The sequence below is a fragment of the Aeromonas diversa CDC 2478-85 genome (genome assembly GCF_000819805.1).
Lineage (GTDB): Bacteria > Pseudomonadota > Gammaproteobacteria > Enterobacterales > Aeromonadaceae > Aeromonas > Aeromonas diversa.
Genome location: NZ_CDCE01000029.1, coordinates 79,679 through 97,513 on the forward strand (window position 1 = coordinate 79,679; position 17,835 = coordinate 97,513).

Here is a 17,835-nt window from a genome sequence, read left to right on the forward strand (position 1 = left end):
GGGTTATTCCAAAAAAATGCAAAAAACCCGCGCGGATTGCTGGTTTGTCTGTCTCACGGAGTGAGCCTGCCGAGGCTCGAGACCAACCCGGCATCTGCGGATCATTTATGGACGAATTTGTTTGGGACGGATGTCCCCCGCAGAGGTAACCATGTCCTTGCTCGAAGTAAAGAACCTGCGGATCGAGTACCCCTCCCGCTACGGGGTGCACGCCGCGGTAAAGGATCTCTCTTTCTCCATCGAGAAAGGGGAAATTGTCGGTGTGGTCGGTGAGTCCGGCGCCGGTAAGTCCACCATAGGCAATGCCATTATCGATCTTTTGAGTCCACCGGGGCGCATCGCCCGGGGGGATATCTATCTCAATGGTGAGCTCATCTCGGGCCTTGGCCAGGGAGAGATGCGCGCCATCCGCGGATCGCGCATCGGTTTCATCTTCCAGGATCCCATGACCTCTCTGAACCCCCTGTTCACGGTGGAGCAGCAGCTGGTCGAGACCATACTCGCCAACACCGACCTGACCCGCCAGCAGGCTTTCGACAAGGCGCTCGGTCTGATGCAGGCGGTGGGGATCCCAAGCCCCGAGCTGCGTATCAAGCAGTACCCGCACCAGTTCTCGGGCGGCATGCGTCAGCGGGTGGTGATCGCCATCGCCCTGTCGTGCGACCCCGAGCTCATCATCGCTGACGAGCCGACCACGGCGCTGGATGTCTCCATTCAGGATCAAATCCTCCAGCTCATTCGCACCCTGTGCAAGGAGCGTCAGGTGGGCTGCATGCTGGTCACCCACGACATGGGGGTGGTCTCCAATGTCACCGACAAGGTGGTGGTGATGTACCGTGGGGAACTGGTGGAGTTCGGCACCACTGAGCAGGTGCTGGGGGCGCCCGAGCACCCCTATACGCGCAGCCTCATCTCGGCGGTGCCGCGCTCCGACGTCAAGCTGGTGCGTTTCCCGCAGGTCTCCTACATCGAGGACGCCAGCGCTCCCGATACCAGCATCGATCTCAAGACCCACTGGCTTGGTCAGAGTCAGGACGAGCGTCCCTATGAGGGGGCTCTGCTGCGGGTCGAGCACATGGATCTGAAGTTTGTCACCAAGGACTCCCTGTTCCCGAGCCGCCGCCAATATGTGCAGGCGTGCAGCGACATCAGCTTCGAGATCTTCGAAGGGGAGACCTTCGGCCTGGTGGGTGAGTCGGGCTCTGGCAAGTCCACCATAGCCCGGGCCATCACGGGCCTCTATCCGCCCGATGCCGGCAAGATAGTGTTTGAGGGGGTCGATCTCACCGCCCTCAAGGGAGAGCACGAGCGCCGTCCCCTGCGCCGCCAGATGCAGATGGTGTTCCAGAACCCCTACTCGTCGATGAACCCGCGCATGAAGGTGCGTGACATCATCGCCGAGCCGATCCGCTTCCACCGCCTCGCCCAGAGCGAGCGCCAGATTGAGCAGATCGTCGGGGACCTGCTCGATCACGTGGGGCTCGGTCGCGGCGCCGGGGTCAAGTATCCCCACGAGTTTTCCGGCGGCCAGCGCCAGCGCATCTCGATTGCCCGCGCGCTCGCCACCCGCCCGCGTTTCCTCATCTGCGACGAGCCGACCTCGGCGCTGGATGTGTCGGTGCAAGCCCAGATCCTCAACCTGCTCAAGGACTTGCAGCAGGAGCTGGGCCTCACCATGTTGTTTATCAGTCACGATCTGCCGGTCATTCGCCAGATGTGTGATCGCATCGGGGTGATGAAACACGGTCATCTGGTCGAGGTGGCCGAGACCGAGAAGCTGTTTACCAATGCCGAGCATGAGTACAGCCGCAAGCTGATCTCGCTGATGCCGGAGTTCAAGGGAATGTCCCGCGAGGGGCTGGAAATCGCAAGCTAAAACAAAGAGATACGCATGGAGAACAAGATGAAGAAAGGAATGTCCAAGGTTGCAATGGCGCTGCTGGCCGCTGGCCTGGCCTTCAATGTCTCTGCCGCCGATATCAAGGTGGCCGTGGCCTCCGACCCGACCTCGTTGGATCCCCAGGAGCAGCTCTCCGGCCAGACCCTGGAGATGTCCCATTTGGTGTTCGATCCCCTGGTGCGCTGGACGCAAGATCTGCAGTTTGAGCCGCGCCTGGCCGAGAAGTATGAGCGCATCGACGACAAGACAGTCCGTTTCCACCTGCGCAAGGGCGTCAAGTTCCACTCCGGCAATGACTTCACCGCGGACGACGTGGTGTGGACCGTCAACCGCCTGAAGGCCTCTCCGGACTTCAAGGCGATCTTCGATCCCATCGCCGAGGCCAAGAAGGTCGACGACCACACCGTCGATCTGGTCACAGTGAACCCCTATCCGCTGATCCTGCAGACCGTCACCTACATCTTCCCGATGGACTCCAAGTTCTACACCGGCAAGACCGAGGACGGTAAGGACAAGGCCGAGATCATCAAAAATGGCGCCTCCTACGCCTCGACCAATGTCTCCGGCACCGGCCCGTTCACCGTCAAGTTCCGCGAGCAGGGTGTGAAGCTCGACTACGCTCGCAACCCCAACTACTGGGACAAGGGCTCCAAGGGTAACGTGCAGAACCTGACCCTGGTGCCGATCAAGGAAGACGCGACCCGCGTGGCGGCCCTGCTGGGCGGCGACGTGGATGTCATCTACCCGGTCGCCCCGAACGATCTGGACCGTGTCGAGAAGGGGGCCAACACCCAGCTGGTGACCCTGTCCGGGACCCGCGCCATCATCATCGAGCTGAACCAGAACACCAACCCGGCCCTGAAGGACAAGCGCGTGCGTCAGGCCATCGACTACGCCATCAACCAGGTGGGTATCGTCGAGAAGATCAACAAGGGCTTCGGCACCCCGGCAGGGCAATTGAGCCCGAAGGGCTACGCCGGCTATAACGAGGCGTTGACCCCGCGTTACGACCTGACCAAGGCCAAGGCGCTGATGAAGGAAGCGGGCTACGAGAAGGGCTTCAAGCTGACCTTCATCTCCCCGGCCGCCCGCTACGTGAACGACGTGAAGATCGCCCAGGCCGTCTCCGCCATGCTCTCCAAGATCAACATCAAGGTGGATCTGAAGACCATGCCGGTGGCCCAGTACTGGCCGGAGTTTGACAAGTGCGCCGCCGACATGCAGCTGATTGGCTGGCACTCCGACACCGAGGACAGCGCCAACTTCTATGAGTTCCTGACCTTCAGCAAGGACGCCAAGACCGGCATGGGTCAGTACAACTGCTCCGGTTATGCCAACGCCGAGGCCGACAAGCTGGTGACCCAGGCCAACGCCGAAACCGATCCGGCCAAGCGTGCCGCCATGCTGCAGAAGGTCGAGGCCATCCTGGCCGAGGACGCCCCCTTCGTGCCCCTGCACTGGGAAAACCTGGCCTATGGCGCCAAGAAGAACGCCGACATCAAGCCGGTGGTCAACGTGATGAACTTCCCGTACTTCGGCGATCTGGTCATCAAGCAGTAAGGCCGTCAGCCACCAAGGACCCGGCGGGGGCGCGAGCCCCCGCCTTGATCAAAAAGCCTGCACTCATAAAGCAGGCCACGTAGAAGGACCAGCATGTTTACATTTCTCCTCAAGCGGCTCTACCAGGCGATCATAGTGATGTTCGTCATCAGCCTGGTGGCCTTCTCGATCCAGAACAATCTGGGCGACCCCCTGCGCGAGATGGTAGGCCAGTCGGTCTCCGAGGCGCAGCGCCAGATCCTGCGCGATCAGATGGGGCTCAACGATCCCTTCCTGGTCAAATACGCCCGCTTCCTCAAGGGGGCGATACACGGGGATCTCGGTACCTCCTACTTCTTCAAACGCCCGGCCCTCGAGGTGATCCTCGACAAGCTGGTGGCGACCCTGGAGCTGGTGTTCGGTGCCACCCTTATCATCGTCTTCGTCTCTATCCCGCTCGGCGTCTATTCCGCGATTCGCCCGCGCAGCATATTGACCAAGGTCATCATGGGGGCGAGCAGCATCGGCATCTCTATCCCTGTGTTCCTCACCGCCATCCTGTTGATGTACCTCTTCTCGATCCAGCTGGGCTGGCTGCCCGCCTATGGCCGTGGCGAGACCGCCAACCTGCTGGGATGGGACTCCGGTTTCTTCACCCTGGATGGCATCTTGCACCTGATCCTGCCGAGCATTGCGCTCTCCTCGATCATGCTGCCCCTGTTCATCCGGCTGGTGCGCTCCGAGATGCTCGAGCAGCTCTCCTCCGAATACGTGAAGTTCGCCCGCGCCAAGGGGCTCGACGACAATAAGGTCTACTACCGCCATGCGCTCAAGAACACCATGCTGCCCGTGGTCACTGTGGGTGGCGTGCAGATAGGCACCATGGTGGCCTACACCATATTGACCGAGAAAGTGTTCCAGTGGCCGGGAACCGGGTTCCTGTTCCTCGAGGCCATCGATCGGGTCGATACACCGCTCATCACCGCCTACGTCATCTTTGTCGGGCTCATCTTCGTGGTGACCAACACCCTGGTGGATCTCCTCTATGGGTTCATCAACCCGACCGTTAACCTGACAGCCAAGGGGTAAGCATGACTCACGCCGTGACGGCGAGCCGCTGGGCTCGCTTTAAGAACTCTGACTTCGTCTACTACTTCCTGCGCGACAAGGTGGCGATGTTCAGCTTCGTGGTGTTCCTTATCTATGTGGTGGCCGCCCTGCTGGCCCCCTGGATAGCGCCGCACAACGTCTACGATCAGACCAGCTTCGATCTGATGGATGCCGAGCTGCCGCCTTCCTGGCGCGAGGGGGGAGACCCGCGTTTCTGGCTCGGTACCGATAACCAGGGGCGCGACATCTGGAGCACCATCCTCTATGGCTCGCGCATCTCGCTCACCATAGGCCTGTTCGCCGTGGGTCTGCAGATGACCCTGGGGGTGGTGATTGGGCTGCTGGCCGGCTATTTCGGCGGCCGGCTCGATAATCTGCTGATGCGCTTTGCCGACGTGCAGTTGTCGTTCTCCACCATGATGGTGGCCATCATAGTCTCGGCCATCTTCCAGGCGGCCTTTGGCTCAGAGTTCTTCTCCCAATACGCCATCCTGATGCTGGTGGTGATCATCGGGGTGGCCGAGTGGCCCCAGTATGCCCGTACCGTGCGCGCCTCTGTGCTGGCCGAGAAGAAGAAGGAGTATGTGGAAGCGGCCAAGGTGATGGGCTTTCGTGCCCCGCGCATCATGTTCCGCCACATCCTGCCCAACTGCCTGTCGCCGATCCTGGTGATCTCGACCGTGCAGGTGGCCAACGCCATCATGAGCGAGGCGGCCCTCTCCTTCCTCGGTCTCGGTATGCCGGTGGATCAGCCATCGCTTGGGTCGCTTATCAGCGTGGGCTTTAACTACATCTTCTCCGGTTCATGGTGGATCACCGCCTTCCCGGGCATCTGTCTGGTGCTGCTGGTGCTGGTCATCAACCTGCTCGGTGACTGGTTGCGAGACGTATTCAACCCCAAGATCTACAAGGGGTAATGCTTCCAACAGGGCCTGCGGGCCCTGTTATTTTTCTGTCATCTTGAGCGGGTAAGGTGCCTGCCAGCTCCATGACAGAAGGATGTCACCATGAAACGTTCCCTGGCCGTGTTCTGCCTCACTGCCCTCTGCACCGCTCCCGTCCTGGCCGAGGTGCGCCTCACTCTTCCCGATGACGTGGTGCTGCTCAGCGCCGCTCAAGGCCACGCAGAGGGACAGAGCGTGACCCTGCCGGACGGCGTCAATCAGCTGCTGGTGCGCTACGACGGGGTAGAGGAGAGCCGCAGTTCGAGCGAGAGCGATCGCCACTACCGCTCCCGTCCCCAGGTGTTGCGCTTCGAGGCGAGCAACACCAGCCTGCAACTGACGGGATTGCCGGATGGGCGGGGCGACAAGGCGCGCTTCGCCGAGCATCCCACACTGACCCTGCAAGATAGCGCTGGCCGTTCGCTGACCCTGGTGCAAGACGAGATGGCCGTGAGCGGCCTGCAGATCGGGGTGGACTGGAGCGACAAGCTTGCCACCTACAACCGTGGTGCCGGCAAGGCCGCCCTGGTCGCCAGCGTCGCGGCCGCCACACCCTCTGCCACGCTGCCCGCCAGCGCCCTGGAGGCCGAGTTGCAGCGCCTCTTCCTCGGCGCCGATCCGGCGCTCAAACGCCGCTTCATCGGCTGGGCCGCCAATCAGCTTTGAGTTCCCTCATCCTTGGAGTAAGGTGGGCGCAGTCTTGTGTCCACCGGAGTCCTCTCCATGTTTGAACTGCATCCCCGCCTCGCCGCCGATACCCGGGTACTGGGCGATCTCCCCCTCTGCCGCGTGTTGCTGTCGCGCGACAGCCACTACCCCTGGCTTATCCTGGTGCCGCGCATTGCCAACCTGCGCGAGGTGCACCACCTGGATGAAGTCGACCAGCAGCAGCTGATGCGCGAGTCGTGCGCGGTGGCGGCCCTGATGGAGGCGAGCCTGCAGCCGGACAAGATCAACCTGGGGGCCTTGGGCAACCTGGTGCCCCAGTTGCATCTTCACCATGTGGCGCGTTTCACCAGTGACGCCGCCTGGCCTGGCCCCATCTGGGGTGCCAAACCGGCGCAGCCTTACTCCGAGGGGGCGCTCGATGAGCAGGTCGCCTTGTGGCGGGGGCGCTTGGCCGATGTCGCCGGATTCGTGCCGGCCGCTTAATTGATTCAGGTCTCAACTGGGAGCCAGGTCTCGGCCTGCCGATGATCTCGCTCCTGACAAAGCGGGACTATGTTATAGATAGTCCCACCGCAACGTGTTCAGGATGTCACATGATGTTTAACCAAGATGAAGAGTCCCGGGTATTGACCACAGAGGACGTACTGCTCAGTCTCTGCCACTCGGTGACCGATGTACTCAGTGCCGCCACCCAGAGCCAGGTCCGCTTCTCCGGCATGGTGCAACGCATCAGCAAGACGTGCCTCAAGCCCGATATCGGCTGCTTCGTGTTGTTTGACGGGGGCTTCTCCGGGCTGGTGGTGATCAACTTCTCCGCCGCCGCCGCCATGGAGCTCTATCAGAACTACATGTTGAGCATGGGACTCTCCAAGGAGGACCTGGCCATCTCTCACACCTCGGACGAGGTGAGCAACGTGATGGGCGAGCTGATGAACCAGATCGTCGGCAGCTTCACCGGTAAGGTCGGGCGCGAGTTGCAGACCCACATCACCCAGAACCAGCCCAAGATGCTGGCTCTCAACAAGCAGGTGATGCTGAGCGTCGACACCAACCTCGACAACCCCGAGTCGCGGCGCGTCACCTTCTTCACCGGTAGCAACAACATCTTCTATCTCGAGCTGGCCATGGATCGTACCGAGTTCATCAAGATCCACGATGGCGAGGTGCACGAAGAGATCGATCCGGACGAATTGATTGCGCAGGCCAACCTGAGCAAGCCGGCCGCCCCGGCACCGGCCGTCACCAGCGGCAATGACCACGACGATCTGCTCGACTCCCTCGGCATCTGAGCCGCGCACCAGAGAGCAAAAGGCCACCCCAGGGTGGCCTTTTTCATGGAGAGTCGCCTCAGGGGGTGGGGTAGAGTGCACCGAGCACGGCGGCTCTGCTGGCGCCGGTCACGGCCGGCAGGTTGCCGGGTTCGCGTATCAGGAAGCGGTGCGCCAGCCAGGCAAACGCCGCCCCCTCGACCCAGTCAGGATGGATGCCGAGGGCGCTCGTATCGGCCACCCTCCAGGCCGGTAGCAGGGCCGTGAGGCGCGCCATCAGGAGTGGATTGTGGGCGCCGCCGCCGCAGACGAAGAGCGAGCCGGCTTGCCACGGCAGTACATCGGCGATGGAGCGGGCAGTCAGCTCCAGCAGGGTACGCTGCACATCGGCCGGCGCCGAGTCGGGGTGACGGGCGAGCACTTGCTCGAGCCAGGCCAGGGTGAAGGTCTCGCGTCCGGTACTCTTGGGGTGAGGCTGGGCGAAGTAGGGATGGGCGAGCAGCTCCCCAAGCAGCGCCTCCTGCACCTCGCCCTGGGCGGCCCAGGCGCCGCCGGCGTCGAAGCTGCCCCCGCGATGGCGGCGATGCCAGGCGTCGAGCAGGGTGTTGCCTGGGCCTGTGTCGAAGCCGTAGACCCCCTCAGGGGCACCCGGCAGCACCGAGAGGTTGGCGATGCCGCCGATGTTGAGGACCACGCGAGGCTCGGTTGGACTGGCTAGGCAGGCCTGGTGAAAGGCGGGCACCAGGGGCGCCCCCTGGCCACCCAGGGCCATGTCCATGGTGCGAAAATCGGCCACCACGTCGATACCGGTCAGGGCTGCCAGCCGATGACCGCTGCCAATCTGCAGGGTGAAGCCGAGCTCGGGGCGATGGCGTACCGTCTGGCCGTGGGAGCCGATGGCGCTGATCTGGCCGGGGGCCAAGTCTGCCTTGGTCAGCAGAGCCCGGGTGGCGGCGGCGAACTCGTCGGCCACCAGGTTATCGGCAACCCCGAGCCTGTCTATCTCGTTCTCTCCCGGGGTGCACAGGGCGTGCAGGCGGACCACCACCGACTCGGGCCAGGGGTGGCACAGGGCGCACTCCACTGCCCAGCCGGTGGGATCGCGTCGTATCAACACCGCATCGATACCATCCATGCTGGTGCCGGACATGAGTCCGATATAGCGCTCTGTCATGGTTTCTTCCGGTTCATGGCCAAACGATCGTCGTCCGGGCTGTCGAGACGAGCGAGCAGAGGGGCGCTGCTGGCACGAAACGCCGTGAGATCGCGCCCGGTGAGGGCCTCGGCCTTGGGCAGCGCCACGGTGCGCGGGTTCTTGTGAATACCGGCCACCAGGAACTCATAGTGCAGGTGCGGGCCTGTGACGCGTCCGGTGCCGCCCAGCAGTCCGATGGTCTCACCCTGTTTTACCCTCTGTCCCTTGTTGACCATGCGCTTGGAGAGGTGCAGATACTTGGTGACATAGGTGCTGTCGTGACGGATGAAGACGTAGTTGCCGTTGAACTGATTGTAGCCGGCGGCCACCACGCTGCCGGAGCCGGAGGCCAGGATGGGAGTACCAACCGGCGCCACATAGTCGATGCCGTTGTGGGGACGGACCCTACCGGTCACCGGGTGCAGGCGGCGTGGGTTGAAATTGGAGCTGATGTAGCGGAAGTTGACCGGCGCGCGCAGGAAGCTCTTGCGCATCGCCTTGCCCTCCGGGGTGTAGTAGGTGCCATCCTCCCCCAGGATGGCACGATAGCGCTCCCCCTGATTGACGAACTCGGCGGCCAGTATGTCGCCGGCGGCGACCCGCTCGTCATCCCGGTACTTGTCCTGATAGATGACGGTGAAGCGATCATGGGGCTGCAGATCCTGGGCAAAGTCGATATCCCAGCCGAAGATGGTGGCGAGATCCATGATCTGTTGTTCGTCCAGGCCCGCCGCGACGGCGGATCCCCAGAAGCTGGAGCTAATCTCCCCTTGCGTCACTATCTCTCTGGTATCGAGATCGACCTTGAGGTTCCGCGCCGCGAAGCTCTCCCCATCCCGGCTCACCCTGAGGGTCTGATCCAGGCTGTGGGGATAGTAGAGGCTGTGCAGTGTCCCCTTGGCGGTCAACTTGAAGGTGAGCTCGTCGCCGGGTTGCAGACGGCGCAGTGGCTCGGCGGCCGCCAGCTGATCGATGAGGTGCAGATCGGCGGTATCGAGACCCAGGCGTTGGAAGATGACCCCCATGTTATCGCCACGGCGCACGGTGACATTGCGGGTGACCAACTTGGGTTTCGCAGCCGTGGTGGCCTGTTCGGGGGGGACCAGCAGCGGGGGCGGCTCGGCCGCGACCCGCACAGCTTCGGCCTGTTCACCGGGCCAGGCGGCCAGCATCATGGTCAGAATTCCCACGATCAGCACCATTCGGCGGTGCCAATGGGGTAGGTTAATAAAGGCGTTCCAGATAGCCATGAAAAAGGGGGGACAAACGAGCACAATGCCGCGATTTTACAGGCTTTCCAATTGTCCCGCCATTCCAGTAAGATGAGCGGTCTTGTGGAAACGTGATTGGAGAGTCAAAACATGTCCCAGCTCGAGATGGCGCTGGCCGAGATCAAACGCGGAGCGGAAGAGATCCTGGTTGAAGAGGAACTGGTTGCCAAGTTGAAGGAAGGGCGCCCGCTGCGCATCAAGCTGGGGATGGATCCGACCGCCCCGGACATTCACCTGGGCCACACCGTCATCCTCAACAAGCTGAAGACTTTCCAGGACTTGGGCCATGAGGTGATCCTGCTGATCGGCGACTTCACCGCCCTGGTGGGCGACCCCTCCGGCAAGAATGCCACCCGTCCGCCGCTCTCCGAAGAGGCGATCAAGCACAACGCCATGACCTACGCCGAGCAGGCGTTCAAGATCCTCGACCCGGCCAAGACCCGCATCGAGTACAACTCCAGCTGGCTCAAGGAGCTGGGGGCGACCGGCATGATCAAGCTGGCGGCCAAGCAGACCGTGGCCCGCATGCTCGAGCGCGACGACTTCAAGAAGCGCTACGCCGGTGGCCAGTCCATCGCCATCCACGAGTTCCTCTATCCGCTGCTGCAAGGCTATGACTCTGTGGCCCTCAAGGCCGACGTCGAGCTGGGCGGTACCGACCAGAAGTTCAACCTGCTGATGGGGCGCGAGCTGCAAAAGGACGCCGGCATGGCGACCCAGTGCGTGCTGATGATGCCGCTCTTGGTGGGGCTGGACGGGGTCAAGAAGATGTCCAAGTCGGCCAATAACTACATCGGTGTGCACGATGCCCCGAACGAGATGTTCGGCAAGATCATGTCCATCAGCGACACCCTGATGTGGAACTACTACGAGCTGCTCTCCTTCCGTCCCCTGAGCGACATCGAGGGGTTCAAGGCAGGCATCGAGGCCGGTACCCTCAACCCGCGCGACGTGAAGATCTGGCTGGCCAAGGAGATCATCGCCCGTTACCACGACGAAGCAGCGGCCGAGGCGGCCCACGAGGACTTCACCCAGCGCTTCTCCAAGAACGCCATCCCGGACGAGATGCCTGAGCTGACCCTGGCCCTGGAAGGGGAGGGCATGCCGGTCGCCAACCTGCTCAAGGAGGCCGGCCTGGTGGAGACCACCTCCGAGGCCCTGCGCATGATCAAGCAGGGAGCGGTCAAGATCGACGGCGAGAAGCTGGACGACGGCAAGGCGCTGCTGGGTGCCGGCACCGCCGTCTATCAGGTGGGCAAGCGCAAGTTCGCGCGCATCACCCTGGCGTAAGCGACGCTTACCTTGCCAAGAGGCCTCCTTCGGGAGGCCTTTTTTGTATCTGAAGAATGAGCCGGCGCAGGGCCGCGCTGCGCGGGTGGGGGCGGGTGGCGAGGCTCACCTCTGTGGTAAGGCCGCCCCCCAGCACGGGGTGGTAGCTCACCCCTTCCGGGTGCAGGGCCGCCACCGAGCGCGGCACTAGCGTGACGCCAAACCCTGCCTGCACCATGCCCACCGTCGAGATCACCTGGGGGCACTCGTGGCCGAGGCGCGGCACAAAGCCGGCCCCCTGGCACAGACCGATCACCCCGTCGTAGAGGCCGGGGCCTATGTCGCGCGGGAACAGGATGAAGGTCTCATCGCGCAGCTGGTTCATGGCCAGGGCGTCGGCGCCGGCCAGGGGATGCTGTGCGGGCAGGGCGATCACCAGCGGCTCGCGCTCGATCAGGTGATGCTCGAAACCGGCGCTGGCGCTGCACGGCAGTCGCAGGATCGCGGCATCGAGCCGCTCCCCGTGCAGGGCGGCCACCAGGGCTGGCATGTTGCCCTCCTGGGGGGTGAGGATCACCTCGGGGTGGCGCTCGCGGAAGTCGTGCAGCAGGGTCAGTACCGCCGGGTGCAGCACGGTGGAGCCGGCGAAGCCGATGCGCAGTGCCCCCACCTCGCCGCGGGCGATGCGCTCGACCCGCTGGCGTGCCCCTTCCGCCAAGGACAGGATGCGGGCCGCATCTTGATAGAGGCTCTCGCCCGCCTCGGTGAGCTCGACGCTACGGGTCAGGCGGCGCAGCAGGGGGGTGCCGAGGCCGTCCTCCAGCTTGCGGATTTGTTGGCTCAGGGGCGGTTGTGCCATGCCGAGCCGCTCGGCGGCACGGGTGAAGCTGCGTAGCTCCGCCACCGCCATGAAGTATCTGAGGGTTCGCAGTTCCATATCGAAGCCGTCTCGAAGCCGTGAGTCAGGGGTATTGGTCACCAGAGTGTGATCTGGGTCACCATTGACGCCGAACAGTAACAGGATGAGATCGAGAGGTGAAATCCAAATGGAACAGATTGCAGCATCTGACAGTCACGGCGACTGCGCCCTCGAGGTGGGCCGGCAGTTCGCCCGCTGGCGCGAGCAGCAGGGGGGCGGGGAGATCTACCAGAGCTCCCTGATGAGCGCCCTGCTGGCCGGTGTCTATGAGGGGGAGACCACCATGAACGAGCTGCTGCGCCACGGCGACTTCGGACTCGGCACCTTCAATCACCTCGACGGGGAGCTGATCGCCTTCGAGCGGCAGATCCACCAGCTCAAGGCCGATGGCTCAGCGCGCCGGGCCGATCCCTGGCAGAAGACCCCGTTCGCGGTGATGACCCAGTTTCGTCCCTGCCTGGAGCGGCGCTTCGATCACCCCTTGAGTCGGGACGAAATCCACCAGTGGGTCGATCGCCTGGTGGGGTCGGACAACGTCTTCGTGGCCCTGCGTCTGGACGGGCGCTTCGAGTCGGCCGAGGTGCGTACAGTGCCGCGCCAGAGCCCACCCTATAAGCCCATGCTGGAGGCCATCGAGACGCAGCCGGTGTTTCGTTTCGCCGACGTGGAGGGGACCCTGATCGGCTTTCGCTGTCCCCCCTTCGTGCAGGGGATCAATGTGGCGGGATTTCACGAGCACATGATCACCGCGGATCGCAGCGGCGGCGGCCACCTGCTCGACTACACCATGGCGCACGGCACGCTGCGCCTCTCCGTGGTGCGCCATCTCAACCTGGCACTGCCGTCTGACACCGCCTTTCGGGGCGCCGATCTCTGCCCGGCCGATCTGGATCGGGTGATCCGCGCCGCCGAAGGCTGACACACAAGGAGCGATTTGATGGAAAACACACAGTGGCAGTGTGGCGCCCAGTTGGTGGTGCGCCACCTCGAGGCGCAAGGGGTCAGGCAGGTGTTCGGCATCCCGGGCGCCAAGATTGACCGGGTGTTCGACGCCCTGGAGGACTCGCCCATCGAGACCATAGTGGTGCGCCACGAGGCCAACGCGGCCTTCATGGCGGCAGCGGTGGGGCGGCTGACCGGCAAGGCGGGGGTGGCGCTGGTCACCTCGGGACCGGGCTGTACCAACCTGGTGACCGGCCTCGCCACCGCCACCTCGGAGGGGGATCCCGTGGTCGCCCTGGGGGGCGCGGTGCGCCGTGCCGACGGCCTCAAACTCACCCACCAGAGCCTCGATACGATCAACCTGTGCCGGCCGGTCACCAAGTTCAGTGCCCAGGTCAACAGCGGTGCGGCGCTCTGTGAGGTGATGGCCAATGCGTTTCGCGCCGCCGAGCTGGGGCGACCGGGGGCGGCCTTTGTCAGCCTGCCGATGGACATCATCAACAAGCCGGTGCAGGGGCGGGTGCTGGTGCCGCGCGAGGTGCCCGAGCCTGGCTGCGCCGACGAGTGCAACCTGGAGCAGGCGCTCGCCCTCATCAGTGAAGCGGACAATCCGGTGGTGCTGCTTGGCCTGATGGCGAGCCGGCCTTCGACCGCCGAGGCGGTGCGCGCCTTCCTCGATAAGGTGCGTTTGCCGGTCACCGGCACTTACCAGGCGGCCGGGGTGGTCGACAGCGAGCACTTCGACGATTTTGCCGGCCGGGTCGGCCTGTTTAACAACCAACCCGGTGATCAGTTACTGGCGGGGGCGGATCTGGTGATCTGCATCGGGTACAGCCCCATCGAATACGATCCCGTGCTGTGGAACGGGGATCGTTCGCGGCGCATCCTGCACATCGATGTGCTGCCGGCCGAGATCGACAGCTGTTACTGCCCGAGTTGCGAGCTGGTGGGGTCGATCCGCGCCAACCTGCTGCGCCTGGCGCGTACCCTGGGTCACCCCAAGGAGCGCACCACCGAGGTGCAGCGCCTGCTGCACAATGTGCGGCAGCAGCGGCTGCGGTTGGCCCTGCGCGCCGACGATCTGCACGGCATGCCGGTGCACCCCTTGCGCATCGTGCGCGAGTTGCAGGATCTGGTGCGCGGCGACATGACCCTATGCGTCGACATGGGCAGCTTCCACATCTGGATAGCCCGTTACCTCTATAGCTTCCGGGCCCGCCAGGTGCTCATCTCCAACGGTCAGCAGACCATGGGGGTGGCGCTGCCCTGGGCCATAGGTGCGGCCATGGTGCGGCCGGGAGAGAAGGTGGTGTCGGTGTCGGGGGACGGCAGTTTCATGCAGTCGAGCATGGAGCTGGAGACTGCGGTGCGCCTTGGCAGCAACATCTTGCACATCATCTGGGTCGACAACGGCTACAACATGGTGGCGATGCAGGAGGAGCAGAAATATCGGCGCACCTCGGGGGTGGCGTTTGGTCCCATCGACTTCAAGCGCTATGCCGAGTCGTTCGGGGCGGCGGGGTTCGCGGTGAGTTCGGCCGACACCCTGCGCGCCACCCTGAGGGCGGCGCTGGAGGTCGATGGGCCGGCCGTGGTGGCCATTCCGGTGGACTACTCGGACAACCCGAGCCTGATGGCCCAGCTGCGTCCCGAGGTGATGGCCTAGACCACCATGGGGGCGGCGACCCGGCGCGCCAGGTCGTCTCCTCCCAGCTCGGCGAGGATGGCCAGGGCAAACTCAAGGCTGGTGCCCGGCCCCTGGCTGGTGATGAGGCGATGCGTCCGATCGACGACCACCCTATCTGTGCTCAGCTGGGCGGCAGGCAGCCGCTCCTGAAAGCCGGGATGGCAGGTGGCGCGGGCGGCGCCGATCAGATCGTGTTCGACCAGCACCAGGGCCGGCGCGGCACACAGGGCGGCGCGCCAGCGCCCCGCCGCGGCCTGGCGGCGCAGCAGGGCGATAGCTTCCTTGCTATCGCGGATGGCCTCGCTGCCGGGCACACCGCCCGGCACCGCCACCAGATCCCAGGGCTCATCGGGCAGATCGCGCACATGGCCATCGGTCACTATCTTCACCCCGCGCGAGGCGGTGAGGGTGAGCGCACCATCGTGGGCGCAGGAGGCGAGCGTCACCGCCACGCCGCCACGAACCAGCACATCGACCAGGGTCACGGTCTCGATCTCCTCCGAGCCCGGCCCCATCAGGACCACTGCCTTCATCCCTGCCTCCCAGGCGTCAGCCTGCCTTTTGTGAAATCGCCTCAAACAGGCTGCGGTTGACCGGCACGGCGATGCCGTGATGCTCGGCGCGCGCCAGCAGATAACCGGTGATCGCCTCGATCTCGGTGCTGCGGCCTGCCTCTCTGTCTTGCAACATGGAAGAGCTGTTGTCGGCGGTCAGCTCGGCCACCGTCAGGGCGCGTCGCAGCAGCTCGTCGGCCGTGACCGCCATCCCCTCGGCCTGCATCACGTCCGCCAGCTCGACCGAGAGTTGGGTCAGGGCGTCGCTGAAGCGGGGGGTGGAGAGCTCACCATTTTTGACCCGGTAGAGGGCCGTCAGTGGATTGATCATGCAATTGATGGCGAGCTTTTGCCACTGACGGACCGGGATCTGCTCGTCCCACTCGGCTTGTCCCAACGCCTTGGCCAGATCCAGGGCGATCTGGGCATGCTCGCGGCCGGCCTCGTTGAAGGGGCCGATCCAGGTCTCCCCTTTGCCGGTGTGGCGGAAGGTATAGTGACCGCCACGCATGGCGCCATGGCTGGTGACGCCGACGAGCAGAGGATTATCGGGAAACAGCGCGGCGACACGCTCGGCGATCCCCATGCCATTGTGCAGCAGCACTATGGGCACCTCGCGTCCGAGCAGGCCCTGTAGTGGGCGCAGCGCCTCGACCACCTGGCCGGCCTTGGTCATCACCAGCAGGCGTTTGGTGGTGGCGGCGTCGCTGGCGAAGCAGCGCGGGATGGCAAGCAGATGAGCCGTCCCGTCCAGAGCGGTAAAGTCTATCGCCGGATGCAGGCGTGAGCGTTGGGTATCGCGCACCATGAGGCGCACCCCCTGACCGCTTTGGGTGAGCAGGCTGGCGAAGACACCGCCGAGGGCACCGGCTCCTAGCAGGGTCCAGAGTGGGGGGAGCATATTGCAGCGTGGCATCGAATTCTCGTTATGCTGGCGGGGACTCGACTCCTGCCGAGCGCCCGCCTTGTGGTGGTTCCAAAGAGTGAGCAACGGCCCTGTATGAGGCTTATCCATCGTGCTCCGGGCTCGCATTCTAGCAAGGGGATAAAGTGGGGTCAGCTTTTTTGGCCGGATTTTGGTAGAGTGTGCCCCCTGCGATTCAGATTAGATGAGGAGGCCCAGATGCCGTCATTCGATATTGTTTCCGAAGTCCAGATGAACGAGGTGTTGAACGCGGTGGACAACGCCAACCGCGAACTCTCGACCCGCTTCGATTTCCGTGGCGTCGAGGCCTCGTTCACCCTCAACAAGGAAGTGGTCAAGCTGGAAGCCGATGCCGATTTTCAGCTCAAGCAGATGGTCGACATCCTGCGTGAGAAGCTGATCAAGCGGGGCATAGATACCAACTCCATGACGGTGGGTGATTCTGTGCACTCCGGCAAGCGCTTCTCCCTTGAGGTCAACTTCAAGCAGGGGATCGAGAAGGAGACCGCCAAGAAGCTGGTGAAGCTGATCAAGGACTCCAAGATCAAGGTGCAGGCTGCCATTCAGGGCGATGAGGTGCGCGTCACCGGCAAGAAGCGTGACGATCTGCAGGAGGCCATCGCGCTCATTCGCGGTGCCGAGTTGGAGCAGCCCTTCCAGTTCCAGAACTTCCGCGACTGATGTCGGGCCGCGCGGCCTGCCAGTGATGAGAAAACCGGGGCCTGTGTCCCGGTTTTTTGTCTCGGTTTGCCGCCTTTGGGCATAAAAAAACCGGAGCAGATGCCCCGGTTTTTTCGTACCCGACGGTTCGATTAGAACTTGTAGGTAACGGAGAAGTAGTGACCGAAACCGGTGGTCTTCAGTTGACCGCCCGGGAAGATCTCCAGATTGTTCTGGATACCGTACACGTCGTTGAAGTACTTCAGGCCGTAACCGACGGCGTAGCGGTCGGAGTGCCAGTAGATACCGTGGAAGGTGGCAGTACCATCAGTGGAGGTATCCTTGGCATCAAACAGGTGATCCAGGTAACCCTGATAGGACAGGAAAGAACCGTTGGAGAAGAAGTAGAAGGGCTTGAACCAGTTCATGGAGAACTGATAGCCGTTCCAGCCTTGCTCACCAGTACCTTCGTTCACGTGGCGGGCATACAGGTTCATGCCAACCTTGCCAAACCAGGGAACTTCCACATCAGAACCCAGACCGACCATGGACTCGAAGAGGCCATTCGGGCCGCCTACGTTGAACAGAGTCGCGGTGTAAACTTCTTTGACCGGGCCGAAGGAGAGGTCCTTACCAGTCAGGGCATCCAGAGACAGACGCGGGGCGAACTTCATGAACAGGTTGTCGCCGTTATGCTTGTCGCTGTGGCGGCTGTCGAAGATATCGAAGACGTCGACATAGCCGTACAGATCGAACAGGCCGGAACGACCACCGAACTCCATTTCGAAATAGGTGTCGTTGTAGCCGTCTTGGGTGCTGGAAACTACGTAGGGCAGCTGATCGATGGTGTGCATGACGTTGAACTGCACCCACTTGTAGTCGTTCTTGTGGATGTCACCGCTGTAGTCGGCGGCGAAGGCGGGGGTAGCGGCGGCGGCCAGCAGGCCGGCGGCGATCAGGGATTTGGTGAACTTGGCCATCTT

17 protein-coding genes are annotated in these 17,835 nt (G+C 63.2%); 11 read left to right on the plus strand and 6 right to left on the minus strand.

The window, feature by feature from the left end:
- Positions 1 to 151 precede the first annotated feature (151 nt).
- The 7 genes from BN1121_RS09765 (at position 152) to BN1121_RS09795 (ending at position 7,451) form a co-directional block, all read left to right on the plus strand.
- The gene (locus BN1121_RS09765; protein ID WP_005349062.1) at positions 152 to 1,876 is read left to right on the plus strand and encodes a dipeptide ABC transporter ATP-binding protein; all 1,725 of its coding nucleotides are present in this window, start codon (positions 152 to 154) and stop codon (positions 1,874 to 1,876) included.
- 27 nt (positions 1,877 to 1,903) lie between these two features.
- Entirely contained in the window at positions 1,904 to 3,460 is a 1,557-nt protein-coding gene (locus BN1121_RS09770; protein ID WP_005349064.1) for an ABC transporter substrate-binding protein, read from the plus strand.
- A 93-nt stretch (positions 3,461 to 3,553) separates the two neighbouring features.
- On the plus strand, positions 3,554 to 4,528 hold the full coding sequence (locus BN1121_RS09775; RefSeq protein ID WP_005349066.1) for an ABC transporter permease: 975 nt from the start codon (positions 3,554 to 3,556) through the stop codon (positions 4,526 to 4,528).
- Positions 4,529 to 4,530: 2 nt separating this feature from the next.
- Positions 4,531 to 5,466 (plus strand): ABC transporter permease, encoded by a 936-nt coding sequence (locus BN1121_RS09780; protein WP_005349067.1) that lies wholly within the window; start codon positions 4,531 to 4,533, stop codon positions 5,464 to 5,466.
- Positions 5,467 to 5,556: 90 nt separating this feature from the next.
- On the plus strand, positions 5,557 to 6,159 hold the full coding sequence (locus BN1121_RS09785; RefSeq protein ID WP_005349070.1) for a DUF2057 family protein: 603 nt from the start codon (positions 5,557 to 5,559) through the stop codon (positions 6,157 to 6,159).
- Between the two features lie 57 nt (positions 6,160 to 6,216).
- Positions 6,217 to 6,645 carry an HIT domain-containing protein gene (locus BN1121_RS09790; RefSeq protein WP_005349071.1) on the plus strand — a complete coding sequence of 143 codons (429 nt, stop codon included), beginning with the start codon at positions 6,217 to 6,219 and terminating at the stop codon, positions 6,643 to 6,645.
- Between the two features lie 110 nt (positions 6,646 to 6,755).
- Positions 6,756 to 7,451, plus strand: a complete 696-nt coding sequence (locus BN1121_RS09795; protein WP_005349073.1) for a DUF3334 family protein — start codon at positions 6,756 to 6,758, stop codon at positions 7,449 to 7,451.
- Positions 7,452 to 7,509: 58 nt separating this feature from the next.
- Here the strand turns inward: BN1121_RS09795 and BN1121_RS09800 are convergent, their stop codons facing one another.
- Together BN1121_RS09800 and BN1121_RS09805 are read right to left on the minus strand one after the other, a co-directional pair.
- The gene (locus tag BN1121_RS09800) at positions 7,510 to 8,604 is read right to left on the minus strand and encodes an anhydro-N-acetylmuramic acid kinase (RefSeq protein WP_005349074.1); all 1,095 of its coding nucleotides are present in this window, start codon (positions 8,602 to 8,604) and stop codon (positions 7,510 to 7,512) included.
- Positions 8,601 to 9,875 carry a peptidoglycan DD-metalloendopeptidase family protein gene (locus tag BN1121_RS09805; RefSeq protein ID WP_043157208.1) on the minus strand — a complete coding sequence of 425 codons (1,275 nt, stop codon included), beginning with the start codon at positions 9,873 to 9,875 and terminating at the stop codon, positions 8,601 to 8,603. The genes BN1121_RS09800 and BN1121_RS09805 overlap by 4 nt, the downstream gene beginning before the upstream one ends.
- Positions 9,876 to 9,986: 111 nt before the next feature.
- Here BN1121_RS09805 and tyrS point away from each other — a divergent pair, with 111 nt between their 5' ends.
- Positions 9,987 to 11,186, plus strand: a complete 1,200-nt coding sequence (gene tyrS / locus BN1121_RS09810) for a tyrosine--tRNA ligase (protein WP_005349086.1) — start codon at positions 9,987 to 9,989, stop codon at positions 11,184 to 11,186.
- A 7-nt stretch (positions 11,187 to 11,193) separates the two neighbouring features.
- Here the strand turns inward: tyrS and BN1121_RS09815 are convergent, their stop codons facing one another.
- Complete coding sequence (locus BN1121_RS09815; protein ID WP_043157210.1) at positions 11,194 to 12,102, minus strand: LysR family transcriptional regulator; 909 nt, start codon at positions 12,100 to 12,102, stop codon at positions 11,194 to 11,196.
- A 109-nt stretch (positions 12,103 to 12,211) separates the two neighbouring features.
- Here BN1121_RS09815 and budA point away from each other — a divergent pair, with 109 nt between their 5' ends.
- Both budA and alsS read left to right on the plus strand, forming a co-directional pair.
- Positions 12,212 to 13,003 carry an acetolactate decarboxylase gene (budA, locus tag BN1121_RS09820; protein WP_005349091.1) on the plus strand — a complete coding sequence of 264 codons (792 nt, stop codon included), beginning with the start codon at positions 12,212 to 12,214 and terminating at the stop codon, positions 13,001 to 13,003.
- Positions 13,004 to 13,021: 18 nt separating this feature from the next.
- The gene (alsS, locus tag BN1121_RS09825; protein ID WP_005349094.1) at positions 13,022 to 14,692 is read left to right on the plus strand and encodes an acetolactate synthase AlsS; all 1,671 of its coding nucleotides are present in this window, start codon (positions 13,022 to 13,024) and stop codon (positions 14,690 to 14,692) included.
- Here alsS and BN1121_RS09830 read toward each other — a convergent pair.
- Both BN1121_RS09830 and BN1121_RS09835 read right to left on the minus strand, forming a co-directional pair.
- Complete coding sequence (locus BN1121_RS09830) at positions 14,689 to 15,246, minus strand: DJ-1 family glyoxalase III (protein WP_005349097.1); 558 nt, start codon at positions 15,244 to 15,246, stop codon at positions 14,689 to 14,691. The genes alsS and BN1121_RS09830 overlap by 4 nt on opposite strands.
- Before the next feature lie 16 nt (positions 15,247 to 15,262).
- Positions 15,263 to 16,183 (minus strand): ketopantoate reductase family protein, encoded by a 921-nt coding sequence (locus BN1121_RS09835; protein WP_005349101.1) that lies wholly within the window; start codon positions 16,181 to 16,183, stop codon positions 15,263 to 15,265.
- A gap of 207 nt (positions 16,184 to 16,390) precedes the next feature.
- On the opposite strand from BN1121_RS09835, the gene BN1121_RS09840 reads away from it, so the two are divergent.
- On the plus strand, positions 16,391 to 16,873 hold the full coding sequence (locus BN1121_RS09840) for a YajQ family cyclic di-GMP-binding protein (RefSeq protein WP_005349103.1): 483 nt from the start codon (positions 16,391 to 16,393) through the stop codon (positions 16,871 to 16,873).
- Between the two features lie 131 nt (positions 16,874 to 17,004).
- Here BN1121_RS09840 and BN1121_RS09845 read toward each other — a convergent pair whose 3' ends face one another.
- Positions 17,005 to 17,832, minus strand: coding sequence for a nucleoside-specific channel-forming Tsx family protein (locus BN1121_RS09845; protein ID WP_005349104.1), 828 nt, complete (start codon positions 17,830 to 17,832; stop codon positions 17,005 to 17,007).
- Positions 17,833 to 17,835 lie beyond the last annotated feature (3 nt).

Excerpts from the sequence above, each read along its gene's own strand:
- BN1121_RS09765 (WP_005349062.1), top strand. The coding sequence starts at position 152 with ATGTCCTTGCTCGAAGTAAAGAACCTGCGGATCGAGTACCCCTCCCGC.
- BN1121_RS09770 (WP_005349064.1), top strand. The coding sequence starts at position 1,904 with ATGAAGAAAGGAATGTCCAAGGTTGCAATGGCGCTGCTGGCCGCTGGC.
- BN1121_RS09775 (WP_005349066.1), top strand. The coding sequence starts at position 3,554 with ATGTTTACATTTCTCCTCAAGCGGCTCTACCAGGCGATCATAGTGATG.
- BN1121_RS09780 (WP_005349067.1), top strand. The coding sequence starts at position 4,531 with ATGACTCACGCCGTGACGGCGAGCCGCTGGGCTCGCTTTAAGAACTCT.
- BN1121_RS09785 (WP_005349070.1), top strand. The coding sequence starts at position 5,557 with ATGAAACGTTCCCTGGCCGTGTTCTGCCTCACTGCCCTCTGCACCGCT.
- BN1121_RS09790 (WP_005349071.1), top strand. The coding sequence starts at position 6,217 with ATGTTTGAACTGCATCCCCGCCTCGCCGCCGATACCCGGGTACTGGGC.
- BN1121_RS09795 (WP_005349073.1), top strand. The coding sequence starts at position 6,756 with ATGATGTTTAACCAAGATGAAGAGTCCCGGGTATTGACCACAGAGGAC.
- BN1121_RS09800 (WP_005349074.1), bottom strand. The coding sequence starts at position 8,604 with ATGACAGAGCGCTATATCGGACTCATGTCCGGCACCAGCATGGATGGT.
- BN1121_RS09805 (WP_043157208.1), bottom strand. The coding sequence starts at position 9,875 with ATGGCTATCTGGAACGCCTTTATTAACCTACCCCATTGGCACCGCCGA.
- tyrS (WP_005349086.1), top strand. The coding sequence starts at position 9,987 with ATGTCCCAGCTCGAGATGGCGCTGGCCGAGATCAAACGCGGAGCGGAA.
- BN1121_RS09815 (WP_043157210.1), bottom strand. The coding sequence starts at position 12,102 with ATGGAACTGCGAACCCTCAGATACTTCATGGCGGTGGCGGAGCTACGC.
- budA (WP_005349091.1), top strand. The coding sequence starts at position 12,212 with ATGGAACAGATTGCAGCATCTGACAGTCACGGCGACTGCGCCCTCGAG.
- alsS (WP_005349094.1), top strand. The coding sequence starts at position 13,022 with ATGGAAAACACACAGTGGCAGTGTGGCGCCCAGTTGGTGGTGCGCCAC.
- BN1121_RS09830 (WP_005349097.1), bottom strand. The coding sequence starts at position 15,246 with ATGAAGGCAGTGGTCCTGATGGGGCCGGGCTCGGAGGAGATCGAGACC.
- BN1121_RS09835 (WP_005349101.1), bottom strand. The coding sequence starts at position 16,183 with ATGCCACGCTGCAATATGCTCCCCCCACTCTGGACCCTGCTAGGAGCC.
- BN1121_RS09840 (WP_005349103.1), top strand. The coding sequence starts at position 16,391 with ATGCCGTCATTCGATATTGTTTCCGAAGTCCAGATGAACGAGGTGTTG.
- BN1121_RS09845 (WP_005349104.1), bottom strand. The coding sequence starts at position 17,832 with ATGGCCAAGTTCACCAAATCCCTGATCGCCGCCGGCCTGCTGGCCGCC.